This window comes from Yaniella soli, from assembly GCF_054782375.1.
Map to the genome: position 1 here is coordinate 88,144 of NZ_BAAGSP010000004.1, position 20,039 is coordinate 108,182.

The following is a 20,039-nucleotide window of genomic DNA, read 5'->3' on the forward strand; positions in this document are numbered from 1 at the left end:
TGACTTCGCGTTGCATGCTGACTGCCCGAAACGGTTTCAGCAAGTAGTGTTGTCACCATGACTATTACGCCTGCCGTAGACCCGGCCTTTTCGAATACAACGACTGTTCCAGGCGCCGCCTTCGATTTCGCGATTCGCGACATCACCGCCCATGAAGCCGGCCGCCACCAGATCCGGTTAGCCGAACACGAAATGCCAGGCCTGATGGCACTGCGCGAACAATACGGTGAATCGCAGCCGCTCAAGGGTGCCCGCATTGCAGGTTCGTTGCATATGACCGTCCAGACCGCAGTCCTCATTGAGACCCTCGTTGCTCTGGGGGCCGAGGTTCGTTGGGCGTCGTGCAATATTTTCTCCACTCAGGACGAGGCCGCAGCCGCGATCGTTGTTGGTGACGGCACCCCACAGCAGCCCAATGGTGTGCCAGTCTTCGCATGGAAGAACGAGACCCTAGAACAGTACTGGTGGGCCGCCGAGCAGATTTTCTTGTGGCCAGGTGCCGAAGAAGACGCTGAGCTTGGTCCGAACATGATCCTCGATGATGGCGGGGACGCCACGCTGTTGGTACATAAGGGTGCTGAATTCGAAGCTGTCGGCATGGTTCCGGCTGCAAGCGAAGATGATCCTGACGAATATAAGGTCATCCTAGAAACGTTGCGGGCTTCGATGGCTGCCGATGATCAGCGTTGGACCCGTGTTGCCAATAACCTGCGTGGCGTCACCGAAGAAACTACGACTGGTGTGCTGCGTTTGAACCAGATGTTTGAGTCCGGCGAGCTGCGCTTCCCCGCGATCAACGTCAACGATTCGGTTACCAAATCGAAGTTCGACAACAAGTATGGCATCCGTCACTCGCTGCCTGACGGCATCATGCGTGCTACCGACGTGTTGATCGGTGGCAAGACCGCTGTGATTGCGGGTTACGGGGACGTTGGAAAGGGCGCTGCTGATGCGCTGAGAGGTCAGGGCGCCCGCGTGATTGTCTGCGAGATTGACCCGATTATCGCGTTGCAGGCTGCGATGGATGGCTATCAGGTGGCGCGTCTTGAGGACGTTGTTGGTACCGGTGACATTTTCGTGACGACCACCGGTGGCCGTGACATCATCATGGCCGAGGATATGCTGGCGATGAAGGACAAAGCCATCGTGGGCAACGTCGGGCACTTTGACAATGAGATCGATATGGCTGGCCTGGGGCAGGTACCTGGCGTGCAGAAGATTGAGATCAAACCACAGGTTCACGAGTGGGTGTTTGATCAGGGTACTGATAAAGAGCGTTCCATCATTGTTCTTTCGGAGGGACGCTTGCTGAACCTGGGGAACGCGACCGGACATCCATCGTTTGTGATGTCGGCTTCGTTCACGAACCAGGTCATTGCCCAGATCGAGTTGTTCCATGCTGAAGGTGGGACCGGTTCCATCACCGGTAAAACCTATGAGACTGGCGTGCACGTGCTACCGAAATTATTGGATGAGCAGGTTGCTCGCCTGCACTTAGGTGCTCTAGGAGCCGAGCTAACCGAGTTAACGAAGACCCAGGCTGAGTACCTTGGTGTCGATATTGCGGGTCCATATAAGCCGGATCATTACCGCTACTAAAAATCAGCTCAAAACTGCCTCGGTGTTGCTTTCATGCAGTATGCCGGGGCAGTTTTTCTGTTAACTGCAGTGGTTTGGATAACCACTGTAGAGAAGGTTGCGTCTGCCATTCGCCTGCGGATCTGCTTTGCAGTAGCTGAGTTAATGCTCGATTGCGGCTGATTCGATTCTGGCCGCGACGGCGGTTGGGTGAACGTGTGACGGTTGGGACCGGGCCAAGTTTTCGAGGAGGTTAGTGCCCCAGATTAGTGCCCTGGGTGTGTTCTTCGGAGCGGTTTGACTAGGGGAGACGGCTGATGACGTCGAGAATTCAGTGAGTACTTGTGGAAGTCGGCTTGAGCTCACGACGGGGTCGCTTTCTAGGTGTTCCAGTAGACGTTTCGGAGTAGGGGTTGGTAGGGGTCGAGCCAGGGTGCGGGTTGGAAGAATGTCATGCCGTGGTGTTTGACGATGCGCCATTTGCCGATGTGTATTGCCCCGTGGTGACGAGCGCATAGTGTGGTGGCGTTGGGTTCGTCGGTGGTGCCGCCGTGTTCCCATGCTTTGATGTGGTGAATTTCGGAGTAGATGCCGGGCACAGTACACCCAGGCGCCTGGCATCCTCGATCTCGGGCTAAAATGGTGCGGCGTTGTGTGGGGGTGAAGAGCCGCTGGGTGCGCTTCTGGTGCAGCACGGTATCTGGTCCGTCCCAGATTTGGCCTACGAGTTCGGCGTTGCAGGCCAGGATTTCAGCGTCTTTGGGGTGCATTGGTCCGTGGTTGATGACCTCTGACTGATATGGGGTCCAGGCCACTGGGTTCACGTACCCATCATGTGGTGATGCGAATTCGTCATCCGGATCGGGCGGTGGTGGTTCGAAATCATCATGATCGGCTGAGGATTTGTGGCAGTCTGGTGCCTTCGAATTGTTGGGGTTGGGTGCGGTGATCACGGGCGGTAGGATGCCGTCGACTCCGGGTGGCCGCTGTGCTGCTGCTGGTAGTTCTGGTAGGCCCAGGGTGTGGTGAGCTGTCTGGATATCTTGGACCAAGACTAGTTGTGCGCTGGAGCCGTGGGATTTTTTGATGCCCGCCTCGGTGGGGTCCATGGTTAGCAGGGTGTTGAACATGCCGATGAGCATGGCCCCGAGTTTCTGGCCTTGACTCATCTGATCAATGGCATTGACCCGCTGGGCGGTGATCGGGTTACCGTGCTCGTCTTCGGCGACAATGGCATCCGGGTTGGGTAACGGTGGCTCACTGTCAGGGGTGAGCCCCAACGGAGCCGTATCTTCTAGACGTGTTGGAAGCGATTCCTGCGGATCGGTGCCAGTCTTTCCGAATGACTCAGGATCAGTGTGTGCACCTGCAGTATCACTGTCGGTGATGGGTTCGAGTGTTGCGATTCCACAATTGCCATCGACCGCGGTTCGCTGGTTGTCCGCGGCGGTGTCGCCAATGGTTGACTGGGAAGCCAGCGCAGCATCTGGTGTATTGGTCGCCACGGCTGGCTCTACGGTGTTATCTGCTGCGTCCTCTGCGTCATTATCGCTTGTGTTTTGGGTGGGGAACAGTGCGGCGATTCCGTCGGGGATGTCTGGTGGGGTGCCGTGGTGGTTGAGCATGTGGAGTTTGAAGTTTTTGAATTGCGCATACAGGTCTGGGGTGGCGTGCATGCTGATGTGGCCGCTGCCATCGGCGTGATCCCGGGTTTTGATCGCATTATCGGGCTGTTTGCGTAGCGTTTGGGAGGGTGAGGGCCCATCGGCGTTCATAGCATGCGCAATACGATCCACCCACCGTTTTCTGGCCCGGGAGACTTCATCGGGGGTGGAGGTTTCAGCGGTTTCGACCAGGGTGGGTTCGAAGGCTTGGAGGACGGCGTTTTTGTAGTCGGTGGTTTGGCCGGTTTTGGCGGCGTAGTCGACTAAGTCTTGGTCCATGGCAATGAATCGGTCGATATTTTCTGCTGGGATTCGTCCGTTGATGAATGCGGCGGCCATGCGCGCGAAGACGGGCAGGTTGGCGGCTTCTTCGAGGTTCTTGCCCGGGGCCAGGGTCACATACGCTGCCCGGTCGACATGCTTGGCCGCGGTGGCCGCGGAGAGTTTCATGGTGTCGCGCAGATACTGTTTGGCATCGGTGAAGCCGCTGGTGGCAAACGGGGCACCGAAGTAGGTGACTTGGTCGTGTTCGACAGCTTGGAAGTAGCGGGTGTAGTTGGCCATCATCACATCCGTAGACTGCGTGACTTGTGACAGCATGTCCCCAATCGCTGGTAGCGAGTCGTAATAGCGTTCTGGTGGCACCACGGTGGCTGGTGTCTTCGAATCTCCAGCGCTGTCTGTATCGTCGTGGCTGGTGTCATCACCGGTTTGGGGCTGGTAACCCGACCAGTCAGAGCCGGCGCCCTGGGGGAACGTGGGGAGCTCGGTGAAGGTGCTGGGGTGGGCCATTTTCTTGCCCGCGTATTGCAAGATAAACGCTGCTGCGTGCAGGGCTTCACCCAGGGAGGCACCATCGAGTTTGTCGGGGTTGAGGAGGTCGGTGGGACACGGGGTACCGATGTTGGGCAGGATCGGGGTGTGGTCCACAACAACCTCCTCTCAACCGAGCAAACGATGGGTGTTCAATAGTCGATGATGTTGGCTTCTATTCTACCTGTCGGCCCTATTACTTGGCAATAGTTTGGCTTTGTTTGTTGGACTATTTAAGAGAGTTTAACATTACATAATGTTGTGTATCATGTGGTGATTATTTGTGCTTGGTGTGTCGTGTGTTTTGTGGATAACCGCATTGCGTGTTCAGACTTTTCCACACCCCACGCGACACGGGTGCAGAACACCCAAAACCTGGAAAATGCTCACGTATCTACGCGAACAGATGCCGAGAAACAATCGATAGCTGCGTCACCGGGCCCCGAATTGGTAGAACCCTGGAGTGGCCAGACAAGAAAAAGCCCTGTCCCAGAAATTTTCCGGAACAGGGTTCTCTGCAGAAGACGAGCGTTACCGCACGAGATGCTTGGCATCACGTTGCCGACGTTCACGGCGTCGCGCCAAGACGTTGTAGTCGCGGTTCCTGCGCTCGGCCATCACCCCGACCATAAATGTCATCGGATCGACTCCTGGCGGGGGACCGGGAGTGACGTATTCAAGAAGTTGGTTATAGACCTGCCCCGACACGTTGGCCAGGGCGTTTGGATCCATGGTCGCGGAATTGCGGATCAGTGTATTCACTCGTGTGGCTAACCCGGGAGGTATCCGCCCGACGTCAGCGACTTGCGCCCAGGCCTGCATGTTGGGTGGCACATCGGGCATGGTTGGCGGCAGGTGTGGTGCACGGGCGACGATCACATAGGTCCCGGCCATCATGTCGCCGAGACGCTTCGATTGCTTATTGAATAGGGAACTGATGATGGCCACCGAGCCGAACATCATCCACAATTCGAAGACACCGGTAAGGCATCGCGTAAATGCGTGACGCCACCGAATGGTTCCGGCATCGTCGCGAACAACTCGTAGCCCAAAAGCGAGCTTGCCGACGGATCGTCCCTTGGACAGCCCCTCGACCATAAACGGTATTGCGAACATCAGCGTGACGATCGCCAGTATCGACAGGGCTTGGGCGGCGGCGACATCCACGGAGAAAAACTGGGTGAACTGAGCCAACCCGATCATCGCGAAGCCCCACACGAGTAAATAGATGAAGGCATCCATCAGGGCAGCACCGAGTCGCGGCATGAAGTTTGCGGCTCGGATGTTCAGGACGACGGCTTCACCGGTGATCGTGTGTTCCTGCATGCCCTGACCTTTCATCGTCAACCGACGCCCGCATGGTTGTGCGATTCCAGTGTAGACGCCTGTGGTGTGTCAATAATATCGTTGAGACACTTCATCCTAGTAGTGTTAGCTTCGTGGATCTGGAAGCGTACGCAAATACTCACCGCCCTGACTGGGAGCGGCTCGACGAGTTGGCACGGTACCGCGGGCTGAGTCCCGTCGACGTGGATGAACTGGTGGAGCTTTACGGGCGCGCCTCCACGCACCTTTCGATCGTTCAAGCGCAGGCTCCCGACGGACCGTATGCCAATCGGTTATCCCTGATTATCGCGCGGGCGCGTGCCAGATTGACCTCGGCCACCGGATCGCCTGTTGCAGGGGCCAAAGAGTTTTTCGCCGTCAAACTGCCCTATGCGCTGTACCAAATTCGGTGGTTGACGATCATCTTGGCCGCAGCGTTCGTGGCCATCGCACTGGCCTATGGCACGTGGTACGCCAATAACCCCCAATTTTTCGATGCGATATTGCCCGAAGAAGCCCAGATCGCATACGTCGAAGAAGACTTTGTGGATTACTATTCGGAGAACCCCGCCGCGTCCTTTACGACCCTGGTGTGGGTCAATAACGCGTGGATTGCCCTGCAAGAGGTCGCATTCGGCATCACCGGGTTCTTTGTGCCCTATGTGTTGTGGGCCAACGCGCAGGGATTGGGTACTTCTGCCGCACTGATGCATAAACACGACGAACTCGACACGTTTTTCGCGTTCATTCTGCCGCACGGACTGATGGAACTTACCGCCATTTTCATCGCTGGGGCTGCCGGATTGCGGATCTTTTGGGCGTGGGTGGCTCCGGGACGTACGACGCGCCTGCAGTCGCTGGCCTACTGGGGACGGCAACTGATTCTGGTGGGCCTCGGACTGGTCGGCGTGCTGCTCATCTCCGGGCTGGTTGAAGGCCTGGTCACCCCGTCACCACTGCCCACCGCATTGAAAATCGCCATCGGCGCGCTGGTGCTCGCCGCGTACTGGGTATATACCTGGGTGTTTGGTTCCCGCGCCGCGAAGGCCAATGTGGATGCCGACGTTGCTGACTATGATGGCGGACGCCAAACCATCACAGGCTAGTTCACAACCCATCGGTGTGCCCAGTTCTGAGATGTGTGAATGCGTCGTAGGCTGGCAGCACACATGTTGAAAGGTGGGTCAATGTCGCAACGTTCTCCTCAAGACCACGAACGCGAACCAACAGATTCCCCCGAACCCGTCGCCACACCGCGTCGACCGCGTCGTCGAGTCGATCCCGCCGGCGATACGCTACATACCGGTTCGACATTGAAACGACCGCTCACCGATAAGGATGCCCCGCCATCCCCGCCGCAGACTTCGGAACCGCCAGCTTCAAAGCCGCCTGCTTCAGAGCCGACAGCGCCTGAACCACTTCCAACACAAGTGTTTCCAAGCTCGGGCGCCCATGCTGCAACGCCGCAACCAGCACGACCGCCAGCCGTGCTGACCGAACCACTCGAGGACTCGTTTGAAGACGAAGCGTCGGCTCGTGCAAAAGCCCGGGACCGTGCCGTGGTAGGTTCACCAGCCGTGGCGGTCGTCATGCAGGTCGCCCTGGCGATTCTGGCACCCATCACCATACTCATCGCCATCCTGCGGGTGGTCGCATCACCATTATTGTTGTGGTTCGAATATAACCGTCCCGGTTTCCCCGCGGATCAATACGGGATGGATACGGAACAGCGGCTCAGTTACGGGTCCTACGGACTCGACTACCTGTTCAATCTCGCGCCGCCCAGCTATCTTGGCGATCTTACCTTTGCCAACGGGAATCCGTTGTTCACCCAGGAGGAGGTCGCGCACATGGCCGACGTGAAGCAGGTGATGACCGTGACCATGATCGCCGGGATCGTCATGGCCGTGATCTGCATCGTGCTGATGATCTTGCTGTCGCGCATGCGCAAGGGAGCCATTGCGCGTTCACTGTTTGCCGGCGCGATCTGGTTCACGGCCGCGTTGATCATCCTCGCTGTTGTGGCGTTGCTCGGCTGGGAAGCGTTCTTCGCGGGCTTCCATCAGATTTTCTTTGCCGATGGGACCTGGACGTTCTATACGACGGATACGTTGATCAGATTGTATCCAGGTCAGTTCTGGATCGATGCCGCCATCTGGATCGCGGCATTGACCCTGGTGACCATGGCGACCATCATCATCTGCACTGCGCCAACCGGCCGCCGACGCTTCCGCAACGAGCAGGCCCAGCGGTTCATGGAATCCCAAGTCGTGAGCGAACCGAGGGTGCATCAGCCGTAGAGTTCGGCCATCGCTTCATCGAAGTCTACGACCACTGAGGCACGGCGCAGTTTCTCAGACGGGGTGACGTGCCCGGTCTCCTGCGATAACTCGGTTGGCAGGATGACCATTTTGCGTACGGATTCGGCCTGGGACACGCTCTGGTTTGCCAGGTCAATGTAGCTCTGGATCTCGGCGTGCACGTCTTCATCGGTGCGCGCTTCGTCCAGTGTGAGCCCCTCTTTGCCACGACGCGACGCCCACGCGGCCAGTTCGGCGGCGTCCAGCGAAATGAGCACCCCGACGAACGGCTTATTTTCCCCGACGACGACGGCGTGACCCACGATGGGTGCCATCGAGATGGTCTCCTCGAGCGGCCCCGGCGAAACATTCTTCCCGCCGGCGGTCACGAGGAGATCTTTGGTACGCCCGGTGATGTAGATGAACCCGTCGTCATCGATTTCGGCGACGTCACCTGTCGCAAACCAGCCTTCGGTATCGAACGAGTCGGCGTTATCGTCGGCGGAGAGATACCCGGGGGAGACCACTACACCGCGCAGCAGCAGTTCGCCCGAGTCGGACAGTTTGGCTTCCATACCCGGTACCAGCTTGCCAACCGAACCTAGCCGGACGCTGTGCGGCACGTTGACGGAGGCCGGGGCCGTCGATTCGGTCAGGCCGTAGCCTTCGTATATTCCCAAGCCCATGCCGGTAAAAAGGTGCGCGAGTTTCTCATTCAGTGGGCTGGCCCCGGAAATCGCGGCTTGGGCTTCACCGCCGAAGACTTCGCGGATTTTGGTATAGACCACCCGATCATAGAATGCGTGTTTGATGCGCAGCCCAACCGGTATGTCACCTGACTGACGGGCCCGCGACCACTGTTCGGCCACCTCGATGGCATCGGTCAGCAGGTTTTTGCGCAGACCGGTCGCATTCTCGGCCTGGGTGAGCACGGCGCTATAGGCTTTCTCCAAAACGCGTGGCACAACGAGCAACCAGGTGGGCTGATAGGCGCCCATGATTTTGGTGACGTTGGTGGTATCCGATGTGTGGGCCACCTGAATACCCGACACCAGGCAGAAATACTGGACTGCGCGCGCCAGAATGTGGGCCAGGGGCAAAAACATCAGCAGTCGCGGGGTGTGTCGAGACAGCACAATCTCCTCGGCCCAGGGCACAATGTTGACGGCGCCCTCTGCCAAGTTGCTGTGCGAGATCAAGGCACCCTTTGGCGCACCGGTCGTGCCCGAGGTGTAGACCACGGTCGCGGTGGACTCCATGGTCGCCAACGATCGCACGGTCTCAACCTCGTCATCGGAGATGTCGCTGCCGGCTTCGGCCAGGACGTCCAGCCCGGCGTCGGTGAGTTCAAACTGTTCGATGTCGGAAAGGCCGTGTTGCTCGATGGCCCGGTCGACCGCACGGGCCTGAGTGGTTCCGGCGACGAAAATCTTCTGGGCACCAGAATCGTTGAGGATGTGCGCGATTTGTGACGGTGATGACGTGTCGTAAATGGGGACCGAGATTGCGCCGGCGAACCATATAGCTTGGTCCACTAGAGCCCATTCGTAGCTGGTCGGCGACATCACGGCGATCATGTCTAAGGGTTGCACGCCGGAGGCAATGAGCCCCTTGGCGATCTTGCGCACCTGGCTGAGATATTGAAACGCCGTGACGTCATCCCAGGCCAGCTTGTTGAGATCCTCGGAGCGTTGTACCGCATACACCACGCGGGCAGGATCCGCGCCGAGTCGTTCGACGACGAGATCGGTGAGATTCGATTTCGGATCGAGCCGATGGATTTCGGGTGTCGCGATGTGCACGGGGCCTCTTTTCGTTGGTGGAAATTGCCGCGGTTCAGTCTACCGTAATAACAGTCACACTGTAATGGTATGGGTCATTATATCCAGGACTGCAGCCACATGCGGCGTTGCCATTGTTCCAGGCTGATGGGCTCGCCCGTCCACACCGGTAAAAAGTATGCACTGACCACAAGTGCCAGCAGCACGAACATGCCGATGGCGAGGATGGCGACCTGCCGGGAGATCGGTGTGCCTGCCGTAGTGGTTCGGTTCAACCAGAGCCCTGCCACATAGACGATCGCCAGGATCAGGAACGGGACGTAGGCGACCGTATAGAAGAAGAACATGGTGCGCTCGGGCCAGATGACCCAGATCAGCTGCCCGGCAACATAGACGGCCAAGATGGCGCCGGCCCGCCAATCGCGCACGAGCAGCCAGCGCAAGAAGATGAACACCAGCGCCAGCAGGCCCGTCCACCAGATCAAGGGATTCGGGAGATCGAGAATGGCCGCCGAGCACTGTTCTGCCGCGCATGTGACACCGTCTTCTTCGGTGCGGTAAAAGAACGATACCGGTCGTCCGGCAAATGGCCAGGTCCAGGCCGAGGACGCGTAATTGTGATCGCTGTCCAGCCCCGTGTGGAACTGCGTGGATTGGACGTGATAGTGGATCAGTGAGGCGAGCCAATCGGGCAGGATGCTTGGATTTTCGGCACCCCAGTTGCGGTAGTAGCCACCCGAACTGATAATCCAGCCCAGCCAGGTGCCCACATAGGTGATCGCCCCCACGATGACGACGGAAACAAACGCCCACAGGCCGTCCAGCACCGTCGCGCCGGGTAACCAGCGTCGTATTCCGGCGGTTTTTCGGGCGTTGGCATCCCACCAGACCGTCAGTAACCCGAAGACCGCCACGAACGCGAGGCCGGAGAGCTTGATCGACACTGCGACCCCCAGCAGCACACCGGCTGCAATGCGCCACGGCCGCCAGCCCAGCCACGGGCCGTAGGGCATCGTGCTGTGCCAAGCGGTCTTGTCGTCGTCGGTGGCCGCGGGGGAGACGACTCGACGGTATCTGGTGGCGAGTTCTGCGACGAGGCGTCGGCGCCCCCAGGTGCGGTCAGCAACCAGCGCGCAAAACGCTCCGAGCACAAAAAGTCCCAAGAAAATATCGAGCAGGCCCACTCGGGACATGACGATGTGGTGACCTTCCACGGCCAGCAAGACACCGGCCGTGGATGCCAAGAACAACGAGCGGAAAAGTTTGGCGGCTAAGACGAACGTGACCAGTACAGCCAGGGTGCCAACCAGGGCAGCGGAGAAACGCCATCCGAACGCATTCTCGAAACCAAACAGGGCCATTCCCGCTGCAATGAGCCATTTGCCGGCGGGCGGGTGCACTACATAGGAGGCGTCCTCGCCGGGTTGGGCGTTACCCGCGGCAAACGCCTCGTCGACGTCATCACTCCAGGACCGTTCATAACCAAAATGCCATAGCGAATAGGCATCTTTGACGTAGTAGGTCTCATCGAAAATGAGCTCTTGGGGGTTCGCCAGGTTCCAGAAGCGTAAAAGCCCCGCAGCTAGGGTCACCACGGCGGCGATGATCCAGCCGGTGGGACCCAGGGTGAAATTCGGGTACAACAACCGCGCCTTGAGCCCTGACAGTGAGAATGCCGCATTCGGGCTGGATAACCATGCTGGGGATTGGCTCAGTTGTTTCTTTGACACACAGGCCATGCTACCGGTGCTCAGCGCGGATAATGGGAACATGGACGCACCCAACACAGCATCCGACGACGATGCATCAGTTGCCCTCGTGGCCCCGTTAACCCTGGCCGCCACACCCATTGGGAATCTGGCGGATCTCACCGACCGGGTTAAAGATGTCTTGGGCCAGGCCGATATTATTGCCGCCGAGGATACCCGGTCATTACATAAGCTCCTACATGCCGCAGGGGTGCAATTCTCGGCCACAGTGGTGTCGCATCACGAACATAACGAGGCGCAGTCGTCGAAGGGGCTTATCGCCGAGATTCGTGCTGGCAAGCGCGTGGTGTTCGTACCCGAAGCCGGGATGCCGGCGATCTCTGATCCTGGGTATCGGTTGACGCGCGAGGCGATTGCGGCAAATATTGACGTGACGGTTGCCCCGGGTGCGTCGGCTGCGGTGACCGCGCTGGTGTTGTCTGGGCTCCCCACCGACCGGTTTGCGTTCGAGGGCTTTCTGCCGCGCAAGACGGGGGAGAAAGCCAAGGCCCTGGCGGCGCTCGCGGTTGAAACCCGGACGCTAATCTTTTATGAATCGCCCCATCGTACTGCGGCAACACTGCAGGCGATGGCCGACGCATTTGGCTCGGATCGTTCGGCAGCGGTAGCGCGGGAGCTGACGAAATATCATGAAGAGATTGCCCGGGGCAGTGTCGCTGAGCTCGTCGAGTGGGCGGAGTCCAAGACAATGAAAGGTGAGATCGTCATTGTTGTGGGGCCGGCGCCGGCGGAAGAACCGACGACGTTTGAACAAGCCCTGGCCGATGTGCGCACGCGCGTTCAGGATGGGGAGCGGTTGAAAGCAGCAACCCGCACCGTGGGGCACGACACAGGGCATTCGGCGCGCGAACTCTATAACGCCGCACTCGCGGATAAGTAGACACAAAAAACCGGTGATGCGCTGACTCTGAGGTCGTGGCGCATCACCGGCATTTCAACATTTGTTATGGCAGCAGACCACCGATTGCGGCACGGAGCTTGCCGGAACCCTGGCAGCAGCCGGCGCGGCACACATCGTAGCCTGGACCATATGAGGTGAGCGCTGGACGTTCTGCCGCCGGTGTTCCGTTGAGTCGTTCCTCCACGAGATCCACCATGGCGGCCACAAACTCTGGGTGGATACCCGGGGTGGCGACACGCTTATAGCCCAGACCCTGTTCGTCGGCGGTTTCCTTGGCCTCAATATCCAGGTCCCACCAGACTTCCATGTGGTCGGATAAAAACGTTGCCGGGACAACCACGACGGCCTTGCGCGTCGACGAGACTTCTTCAAGGTAGTCGTTGATGTCGGGTTTCAGCCACGGAATGTGACCCGGTCCAGATTCGGACTGGTAGACCAGTTTCCACGGCACATCGATGCCGTACTGTTCTTTGACGGAGTCCATGACGAGCCCGCCGACGGCCAGGTGCTGGGCCTGGTATGCGCCCAGGTCGGCGTAGTCGTGCTCATCTGGTTCGCCGGACTGCGCGTTGTCTTTGATCGGAATGGAATGTGCTGAAAACAGGACTTCAACATCCTTGGTCAGGTCCAATTCGCCATTCTCATCCACCAATTCGGCGAGGGCCTTCAGCGTGCCTTCGATGAACGGATTCACAAACCCTGGATGATCAAAGAACGTGCGTGACGAGTCGATTTGGACCTCGTCCCACAGATCCAGTGCCTCCAACGTATCGGCGAAGTCTTCACGGTACTGACGGCACGACGAGTACGCCGAGTAGGCCGAGGTCACAAGTGCGAAAATCTTTGTCGGACGGTCTGCAACCTTATTGTCCTCGTGTGCCCTCGAGACCGCCTCGGTGAAATATGGGTCCCAGTTGCGGTTGCCGAAGTAGACCGGTAGGTCAATCTCCCGACGCTTGAGTTCGTCTTCGATGGCGGCTTTCAACGCCAGATTCTGTTCGTTAATCGGGCTGACACCACCGGCTTCGCGATAGTGTACCGCAACTTCTTCGAGGCGCTCATCTGGGACATTGCGCCCCATCGTGACGTTGCGCAAGAACGGCAGCACGTCGTCCTGGCCATTTGGTCCGCCATAGGACGACAGCATGATGGCATCGAATTCGGTAGGGATTTCAACCCATTTGTCACCGGCGGCAGCTTCCGGGGTTGCCGCCGGCACGGCAGCACCAGCCTGTACAACGACGCGGGATGAAGGTTGAGGTTTGGACCACTCGGTCACGCGAGCCTCCTGAGAGTTGGGCAATACGAATATTCAAGGTGTCGCAAGTGTGTAATGATGTCGGACCGCTTGGTCCGCCATTAGTCTAGTCATCGGCGCTAGACCAAGACCATTTGGGTCGCGGTTACCATGACGCGCCCTCAGGGATAGTGGCCAACCTCACTGTAGTCCCCATGCCTCATGGATATAGCCCGCTAGACCTTGTGAGGACTTCAATAGCCTGGAAACATCAAGTTTGCAGAGTCGCAGGTGAAAATCATAGGAAGAAAAGCACGCATGACCGAAGGTGGACGTACTCGAGACCCGATCCGTAATCGCGATGGGGGTGTGGTCTACACCAGTTTCCAAGAAAGACCACAGCCTGCGTTCGCATTGGACCCCCTGCACAAAGGCCTCCTTGGCATCAGTGCCGTCCTTGCGCTCGGACTGTTCGTATACTTCTTCTTTCGTTCCCTCAGCATGGATGAAAATTTGCCCATGCACTATGACTTCAGCGGTGACGTGACTCGCGTAGGTTCTTCCTGGGAGAGTGTGGGAACCTTGGCCATGCTGGCGGTGACCACCGTCGGTGTCGTGATTCTTGCGCGTTATCCAAGAATCTACAATTTCCCGTTCATGCTGACCGAACACAACGTCCAACGCCAATATAAAAATGCTGTCCAAATGATGGCCTGGTTAGCATTCAGCTGCGCTCTGATCATGCTGGTCATGGTGGGCAGCTGGTTGGGAGTTTTCTCTGTGCACTGGACCTGGGTAGCGGTTGCACTCATGATGCTTAGCCTAGGCTATTTCATGTGGAGGATGTTCAAGTTTCGATAAGCCAAAACATTCTGGCTCGACATGAAATGCTCCACCGGTAATGCACATCAGGAATACCTGGCATGCCTAACTTCTATACTCATAAACGGTATGAGAGCCATCAGCGCAACCACTGCGTGTTAGATTGAATGGCGAGTTGAACTTCTCCGACACATCGAAAGAAGGTACCCCGTGACTGTCAGCGCACAACAAGAAAAAGAACTGCTCGAACGCGTTCCCACCGGCCTACTCATCAATGGTGAATGGGTAGACGCCTCTTCCGGAAATACCTTTCCGGTATACGACCCAGCCACCGGTAAAGAACTTCTCCGTCTGCAAGACGGCGGCTCCGAAGATGCCCTGAAAGCGCTGGCTGCAGCTGACGAAGTCCAAGCCGAGTGGGCTTTGACCGCACCACGTGAACGCGCCGAGATTCTGCGTCGTGCCTTCGACCTCGTGCAGGAGCGCGCCGAAGATTTCGCACTGCTGATGACCCTGGAAATGGGTAAACCACTTGCTGAATCACGTGGTGAAGTGAACTACGGCGGCGAATTCCTCCGCTGGTTCTCCGAAGAAACCGTGCGTCACTACGGCCGCTTCGGCACCACCCCAGAGGGCAATCTCTCCATGATCGTGCGTCACAAACCAGTTGGCCCATCACTGTTGGTCACGCCGTGGAACTTCCCGCTGGCCATGGCCACTCGTAAAGTCGCCCCGGCGGTTGCCGCAGGGGCCACCATGGTGCTCAAGCCAGCACAGTTGACCCCGCTGACCTCGCAGTACTTCGCCCAGACAATGCTCGATGCAGGTCTGCCAGCCGGTGTGCTCAACGTCGTGTCGGGCTCGTCAGCCTCGAAGATCTCGGGTCCACTGATGAAAGATAGCCGTCTGCGTAAGATCTCCTTCACGGGTTCCACTCCGGTTGGTCGTCGTCTGCTCGCCGATGCGTCGGAAAACGTGCTGCGGACCTCGATGGAACTGGGCGGCAACGCGCCATTCATCGTGTTCGACGACGCCGACATCGACGCTGCAGTCGAGGGTGCGATGGCTGCCAAGCTGCGCAACATGGGTGAAGCGTGCACCGCTGCAAACCGTATTTTGGTGCACGAAGACGTTGCCGAAGAATTCAACACCAAATTTGCTGAAGCCATGCGCGCACGCAAAGTCGGACGTGGTACCGAAGCCGACGTCAACGTTGGTCCAATCATCGACGAAAACGCGCGTGAAGACGTCCACGGTCTCGTGACCGAAGCCGTCGAAGCAGGCGCTGAAGTGGTCACCGGTGGCAAAAAGGTTGACGGCGACGGCTACTTCTATGAACCAACCATCCTGTCCGTGCTGGAAAATTCACCCATCTTGGCCCAAGAGATCTTTGGCCCAGTGGCACCGGTTGTGCAGTTCAAAGACGAAGACCATGCTATTCGGTTGGCGAACGCCTCCGAATATGGCCTGGCCGCCTACATGTACACCAAGGACCACAATCGCGCACTGCGAGTTGCAGACCAAATCGAATTCGGCCTGATCGGTTTCAACGCCGGCGTCATCTCCAACGCTGCTGCACCATTTGGTGGCGTCAAACAGTCCGGCATGGGTCGCGAAGGTGGCACCGAAGGGATTGCTGAGTACACCTCAGTTCAGTACATCGGTATGCCAAACCCACACAACGTAAAATAAGTTCATACCGACACACTGCCCCATCGAGTCGTTGAACTCGGTGGGGCAGTGACGGTTAAGCTAGGGGTCATGTCCACCTCAGCACAACCCGAACCACAGACTCCTCAGCACTACCTGCCACAGACCGACAATGTTGGCAGCGATGGCAGCCCCGTACGCTCTGCGACCGATGAATACACCGGACGCAAGCGCAAACTCGTCTACCCTCCGGCACCAGCACCCTCGCCGGTTCCGGTCATCGACAACCACGCTCACCTCGACTTTCGGGACGGGCTGGTGCACGTCACGCCAACTCAGGCGATGGATGCGGCAACCACCGTCAATGTGGTCGGGGCGGTGCAAGTGGCCACGGATCTTGAATCCGCCAAATACACCCTCGAGGCACTTGACCAAGAGCCACGGCTGCGCGGCGCACTTGCGATTCATCCCAATGACACCGTTGAGTTGGCACGCGACGGTACATTGGACGAGGCACTCGAGACAATCAAAAAACTCGCAGCCCACCCACAAGTTGTCTGTATCGGTGAAACCGGTCTGGACTACTACCGGACAGAAGGCGAAGATAACTGGGAGGTACAAAAATCCGCGTTCAAGCGTCACATCGAGATTGCGGTTGAACTCGGACTTGCCCTACAAATTCATGACCGGGACGCTCATGATGACGTTGTTGCCACGTTGTTATCAATGGAGCAGTTGCCCGAACATGTCGTGTTTCATTCCTATTCAGGCGATGCTGACATGGCGACGATCTTGAACGAACATGGTTGGTACGCGTCCTTCTCCGGGGTTGTGACCTTCAAAAACAACAACGCATCTCGCGCGGCAGCACAGGTCATGCGGGAAGACCTGTTGTTAGTCGAATCCGATTCACCGTTTTTGACCCCGCATCCACATCGGGGCAGGCCAAACGCGCCGTATCTGGTGCCACATACGTTGTATCAACTCGCTGAGAGCCGTGATCAAACCGTCGAAGATCTCGGCACCGTGATCTTTGACAATACCCAGCGCGTCTATGGAAAATTCATGGTTGACTAGGCATCTGGCCGCGAGTTCGGGCTGGGCGACCGAGAAATGCTCAACAAACTCCGTTACCGATTTGTAATCATTGTTATCTTTCCGTTACAGTCTTGAGTTATGCAATCGACGCGCTGGCGAAAAGTGCCGCTGCGTCGGAATCTCAACACTTTGGAATTTCTATATGTCAAGCATTTTCAGCGGCACTCTGACCAAGATCGTGGCTCAGATTGCAGCCCTTGTCCTGGTAGTAGGCGGCCTCGCAGCATTCGTCGTGACACAAGCAAATGCCGATAAGCCTGTCACTGCCGACGCCGAGAACGAAGAACAGCCAGCCGAAGAGCCTCTCGACATCGAGCGAGTTTCATCTATTACGCCTCTGAGCGCTGATCAGTTCGAGCTGCCACAGGCAATCGATATCACTGTTGCCGGGGATACGAAAGAAGTTTTGAGCACCGGTGAAACGGTCCAGGAAGTCCTGGACAACGCCAGTGTGTCCGTTGGAGCAGACGATAAAGTCTCTCCCCAGCTCGATGCAAACATTAATGACAGCACCGCTATTACGGTGACCGTCGTTGAAAAGACCGAAGTCACCGAAGAGGAAGCTGTTGAGTACGAGACCACGTACGAAGACGACAACACTCTTGAAGAAGGCAAAACCAAAACCGAAACCGAAGGTTCAAATGGTACAGCCAGCGTGACCTACGAAGTCACCACCGAAGATGGTGAAGAAGTCGACAAGAACGAAATCAGCCGCGAGATCACCGAAGAACCAACCGATGCAGTCGTACTGCGCGGCACCAAGGAACCAGAACCTGAAGAGGAGCCTGAATCCTCGAGCTCTTCCGAATCGTCATCGTCGTCTTCATCGTCTTCGGATGGTAATACCGGCGCTTCCGCTCCAGAAGTCACCAACGGTTCGACCTGGGACCGTTTGGCACAGTGTGAATCCGGAGGAAACTGGTCGATCAACACCGGTAACGGTTACTACGGAGGTTTGCAATTCTCGGCAAGTACATGGGCTGCCTTCGGAGGCACCCAGTACGCGCCAACCGCAGACCAAGCGACCCGTGCGCAGCAGATTGCAACAGCTGAAAAGGTCCGTGCGGGACAAGGCTGGGGAGCCTGGCCATCATGTACCTCGCAGCTGGGTATCCGCTAAACACCCCATAATCTCATAAGCTGAAGATTCATTCGGCCCAGAATCCAGGAGGTGGATTCTGGGCCGAGGTGGTTAACGATCGCTGACGTTGCGGCGCAGACTAGGATGGGAACGTGACTTCAGAAGAACACTCTTTGCTATCCGCTGCAGATATCCGCAAACTCGCCGATATCCTCGACCTGCGCCCCACGAAAACGCTGGGCCAGAATTACGTGATCGACCCCAACACGATTCGTCGCATCGTCGGTGCGGCACACTTGGACGCACGCGAGCACGTACTTGAAATCGGGCCCGGGCTCGGCTCCCTGACCTTGGGGTTGATGGATGTTGCCCACACTGTGACGGCGATAGAAATCGATCCACCGGTCGCAAACCGATTAGCAACCACGGTCGAAGCGTGGCGACCCGAGAGTTCGCATCGACTGTCAGTCGTGGAAGCCGACGCGTTACGGATTGGTCGCGCCGACATTGATGCGGCACGCCCCCAAGCTGCCGATGGGCCTCCCACAGCGATTGTGGCGAATCTGCCCTATAACGTGGCGGTGCCCGTCATGTTGCACATCCTTGCCGAGCTGCCCAACATCCAGCATGGTTTGGTGATGGTGCAACAAGAGGTCGCCGAACGACTCGTGGCCGGTCCCGGCTCAAAAATTTATGGTGTGCCATCGGTCAAAATGGCCTGGTACGGTAAGGCGACATCTGCCGGCACTGTGGGCACAAAAGTCTTCTGGCCCGCGCCGCGCATTACCTCGGGGCTCGTCCACTTTGCCGCAGAAGAGCCGCCCGAAACCACTGCAACACGCCAAGAGGTCTTTGAAGTCATCGACACCGCGTTCGCACAACGTCGCAAAACCATGCGAGCGGCGCTCAGCCAGTGGGCTGGATCCGGGGTGGCTGCAGAAGAGATCCTGCTCGCAGCTGGCGTCGACCCCAAAGCTCGCGGTGAGGTACTCGAAATAGAACATTTTGTACGCATTGCCGAACACAAGCACCACAGGGGTGAGTCATGAGCGCACAACTCGAATTCGACCCGCCTGCCTCAGTCACCGCCCAAGCTCCGGCGATGGTCGCGCTTGCTACCAAGGTCGGGGAGCCAGAAGCATATCAACAAGCGCCGGTCTTGAGCTTGAAACTTGCGGTGTCGCGCTACGATACGGCCACCGTTGAAGCGCGGGACGATAAAGAAATCCTGGTGAGCTTCGAAGACGCGACGGGGAGCGTCATTGACTACGCTGATATCCCGCACGACGACCTGGTCGCGGTGTTTCAAGCCGTAGACGTGTTGCGTGCGCACCTGGGTCGGCCCAAGGAGACTTCGGGACTCGACATCACCATCCAAAAATTCATCCCGTTCGATACCCACCTCGGGGGAAGAGCCGCAACTGCCGCGGCGGTACTGGTTGCGCTCAGCGGCCTGTGGGACGCTTCTATTGCGCGCGAAGACCTTGCACGCATGGCGCCACGCATCGGTGATGGTGTGGCCGCAGCCATCACCGGCGGAGCGATCATCACGCATCACAACGCAATCGAAGAGCTGGTCACCCCGGTCTTAGTGCACAGTGAGCTCGCCATGGTTGTGGTGCCGGCAGCAGCCGACTTAGGCAATGCCGAAATGTTCGAAGCTGTCCGTCAACTGCGCCACACCACAGACGACGAGCAGCACGCTGTCCTAGAATTCCAGACCGAATTGCTGCAGGCGGTGGCCCAGGGTGATGCCAAACAGGTGGCGCTGATGATGCATAACGAATTCCAACCGGCGTTGGTGAGCATGTTGCCCGAGCATAATGATTGGCTCACCGCGGGCATGGATGAGGACGCGCTAGCCGCGGTGACCGTGGATCGTGGCCCATCGTTGGTCTTTATTGCCGACGATATGCATGCAGCCAATGAGCTGGCTGAACGATTCGAGCAGCGCATGGAGATCGCCGCGGTCGCCGAGTACGGCCCCGTGTCCGGTGCTCATTTGGTCTAGTGTGCTGT

The 20,039-nt window shown here is 57.9% G+C and carries 15 protein-coding genes; 10 read left to right on the top strand and 5 right to left on the bottom strand.

Annotated features, from left to right (window positions below; translation table 11 throughout):
* The first annotated feature begins 57 nt into the window (after positions 1-57).
* Positions 58-1,599 (top strand): adenosylhomocysteinase, encoded by a 1,542-nt coding sequence (gene ahcY / locus ACYVJT_RS03295; RefSeq protein WP_343955537.1) that lies wholly within the window; start codon positions 58-60, stop codon positions 1,597-1,599.
* A gap of 359 nt (positions 1,600-1,958) precedes the next feature.
* Here ahcY and ACYVJT_RS03300 read toward each other — a convergent pair whose 3' ends face one another.
* Complete coding sequence (locus ACYVJT_RS03300; RefSeq protein ID WP_343955535.1) at positions 1,959-4,172, bottom strand: HNH endonuclease signature motif containing protein; 2,214 nt, start codon at positions 4,170-4,172, stop codon at positions 1,959-1,961.
* A 414-nt stretch (positions 4,173-4,586) separates the two neighbouring features.
* Positions 4,587-5,381, bottom strand: coding sequence for an RDD family protein (locus tag ACYVJT_RS03305; protein ID WP_343955533.1), 795 nt, complete (start codon positions 5,379-5,381; stop codon positions 4,587-4,589).
* Positions 5,382-5,494: 113 nt separating this feature from the next.
* Here ACYVJT_RS03305 and ACYVJT_RS03310 point away from each other — a divergent pair, with 113 nt between their 5' ends.
* Both ACYVJT_RS03310 and ACYVJT_RS03315 read left to right on the top strand, forming a co-directional pair.
* Positions 5,495-6,487 (top strand): stage II sporulation protein M, encoded by a 993-nt coding sequence (locus ACYVJT_RS03310; RefSeq protein ID WP_343955531.1) that lies wholly within the window; start codon positions 5,495-5,497, stop codon positions 6,485-6,487.
* A gap of 81 nt (positions 6,488-6,568) precedes the next feature.
* Positions 6,569-7,681, top strand: coding sequence for a TIGR01906 family membrane protein (locus ACYVJT_RS03315; protein ID WP_343955529.1), 1,113 nt, complete (start codon positions 6,569-6,571; stop codon positions 7,679-7,681).
* Here the strand turns inward: ACYVJT_RS03315 and ACYVJT_RS03320 are convergent.
* Both ACYVJT_RS03320 and ACYVJT_RS03325 read right to left on the bottom strand, forming a co-directional pair.
* Complete coding sequence (locus ACYVJT_RS03320) at positions 7,672-9,483, bottom strand: AMP-dependent synthetase/ligase (protein WP_343955527.1); 1,812 nt, start codon at positions 9,481-9,483, stop codon at positions 7,672-7,674. The genes ACYVJT_RS03315 and ACYVJT_RS03320 overlap by 10 nt on opposite strands.
* Positions 9,484-9,560: 77 nt before the next feature.
* Positions 9,561-11,201 (bottom strand): dolichyl-phosphate-mannose--protein mannosyltransferase, encoded by a 1,641-nt coding sequence (locus ACYVJT_RS03325; protein ID WP_425579837.1) that lies wholly within the window; start codon positions 11,199-11,201, stop codon positions 9,561-9,563.
* A gap of 31 nt (positions 11,202-11,232) precedes the next feature.
* Between ACYVJT_RS03325 and rsmI the strand changes: the two genes are divergently transcribed.
* The gene (gene rsmI / locus ACYVJT_RS03330) at positions 11,233-12,111 is read left to right on the top strand and encodes a 16S rRNA (cytidine(1402)-2'-O)-methyltransferase (protein WP_343955523.1); all 879 of its coding nucleotides are present in this window, start codon (positions 11,233-11,235) and stop codon (positions 12,109-12,111) included.
* 64 nt (positions 12,112-12,175) lie between these two features.
* Here rsmI and ACYVJT_RS03335 read toward each other — a convergent pair whose 3' ends face one another.
* Complete coding sequence (locus tag ACYVJT_RS03335) at positions 12,176-13,411, bottom strand: ferrochelatase (protein ID WP_343955521.1); 1,236 nt, start codon at positions 13,409-13,411, stop codon at positions 12,176-12,178.
* Positions 13,412-13,687: 276 nt separating this feature from the next.
* On the opposite strand from ACYVJT_RS03335, the gene ACYVJT_RS03340 reads away from it, so the two are divergent.
* The 6 genes from ACYVJT_RS03340 to ACYVJT_RS03365 all read left to right on the top strand — a co-directional run bounded on the left by ACYVJT_RS03340 (position 13,688) and on the right by ACYVJT_RS03365 (position 20,031).
* On the top strand, positions 13,688-14,230 hold the full coding sequence (locus ACYVJT_RS03340) for a hypothetical protein (protein ID WP_343955519.1): 543 nt from the start codon (positions 13,688-13,690) through the stop codon (positions 14,228-14,230).
* A gap of 171 nt (positions 14,231-14,401) precedes the next feature.
* The gene (locus tag ACYVJT_RS03345; RefSeq protein ID WP_343955517.1) at positions 14,402-15,883 is read left to right on the top strand and encodes an NAD-dependent succinate-semialdehyde dehydrogenase; all 1,482 of its coding nucleotides are present in this window, start codon (positions 14,402-14,404) and stop codon (positions 15,881-15,883) included.
* A gap of 69 nt (positions 15,884-15,952) precedes the next feature.
* Entirely contained in the window at positions 15,953-16,918 is a 966-nt protein-coding gene (locus ACYVJT_RS03350) for a TatD family hydrolase (protein WP_343955515.1), read from the top strand.
* Positions 16,919-17,081: 163 nt separating this feature from the next.
* A complete protein-coding gene (locus tag ACYVJT_RS03355) occupies positions 17,082-18,059 on the top strand; it encodes a resuscitation-promoting factor (protein ID WP_343955513.1) in 978 nt (325 codons plus the stop codon).
* A 113-nt stretch (positions 18,060-18,172) separates the two neighbouring features.
* Complete coding sequence (rsmA, locus tag ACYVJT_RS03360) at positions 18,173-19,069, top strand: 16S rRNA (adenine(1518)-N(6)/adenine(1519)-N(6))-dimethyltransferase RsmA (RefSeq protein ID WP_343955511.1); 897 nt, start codon at positions 18,173-18,175, stop codon at positions 19,067-19,069.
* On the top strand, positions 19,066-20,031 hold the full coding sequence (locus ACYVJT_RS03365; RefSeq protein WP_343955509.1) for a GHMP family kinase ATP-binding protein: 966 nt from the start codon (positions 19,066-19,068) through the stop codon (positions 20,029-20,031). Before rsmA ends, ACYVJT_RS03365 begins: the two co-directional genes overlap by 4 nt.
* The last annotated feature ends 8 nt before the right edge of the window (positions 20,032-20,039 follow it).

Bases quoted from the DNA above. Each gene is read 5' to 3' on its own strand.
- ACYVJT_RS03350 (WP_343955515.1), top strand. From the start codon at position 15,953: ATGTCCACCTCAGCACAACCCGAACCACAGACTCCTCAGCACTACCTG.
- rsmI (WP_343955523.1), top strand. From the start codon at position 11,233: ATGGACGCACCCAACACAGCATCCGACGACGATGCATCAGTTGCCCTC.
- ACYVJT_RS03365 (WP_343955509.1), top strand. From the start codon at position 19,066: ATGAGCGCACAACTCGAATTCGACCCGCCTGCCTCAGTCACCGCCCAA.
- ACYVJT_RS03355 (WP_343955513.1), top strand. From the start codon at position 17,082: ATGTCAAGCATTTTCAGCGGCACTCTGACCAAGATCGTGGCTCAGATT.
- ACYVJT_RS03305 (WP_343955533.1), bottom strand. From the start codon at position 5,381: ATGCAGGAACACACGATCACCGGTGAAGCCGTCGTCCTGAACATCCGA.
- ACYVJT_RS03340 (WP_343955519.1), top strand. From the start codon at position 13,688: ATGACCGAAGGTGGACGTACTCGAGACCCGATCCGTAATCGCGATGGG.
- ahcY (WP_343955537.1), top strand. From the start codon at position 58: ATGACTATTACGCCTGCCGTAGACCCGGCCTTTTCGAATACAACGACT.
- ACYVJT_RS03315 (WP_343955529.1), top strand. From the start codon at position 6,569: ATGTCGCAACGTTCTCCTCAAGACCACGAACGCGAACCAACAGATTCC.
- ACYVJT_RS03325 (WP_425579837.1), bottom strand. From the start codon at position 11,201: ATGGCCTGTGTGTCAAAGAAACAACTGAGCCAATCCCCAGCATGGTTA.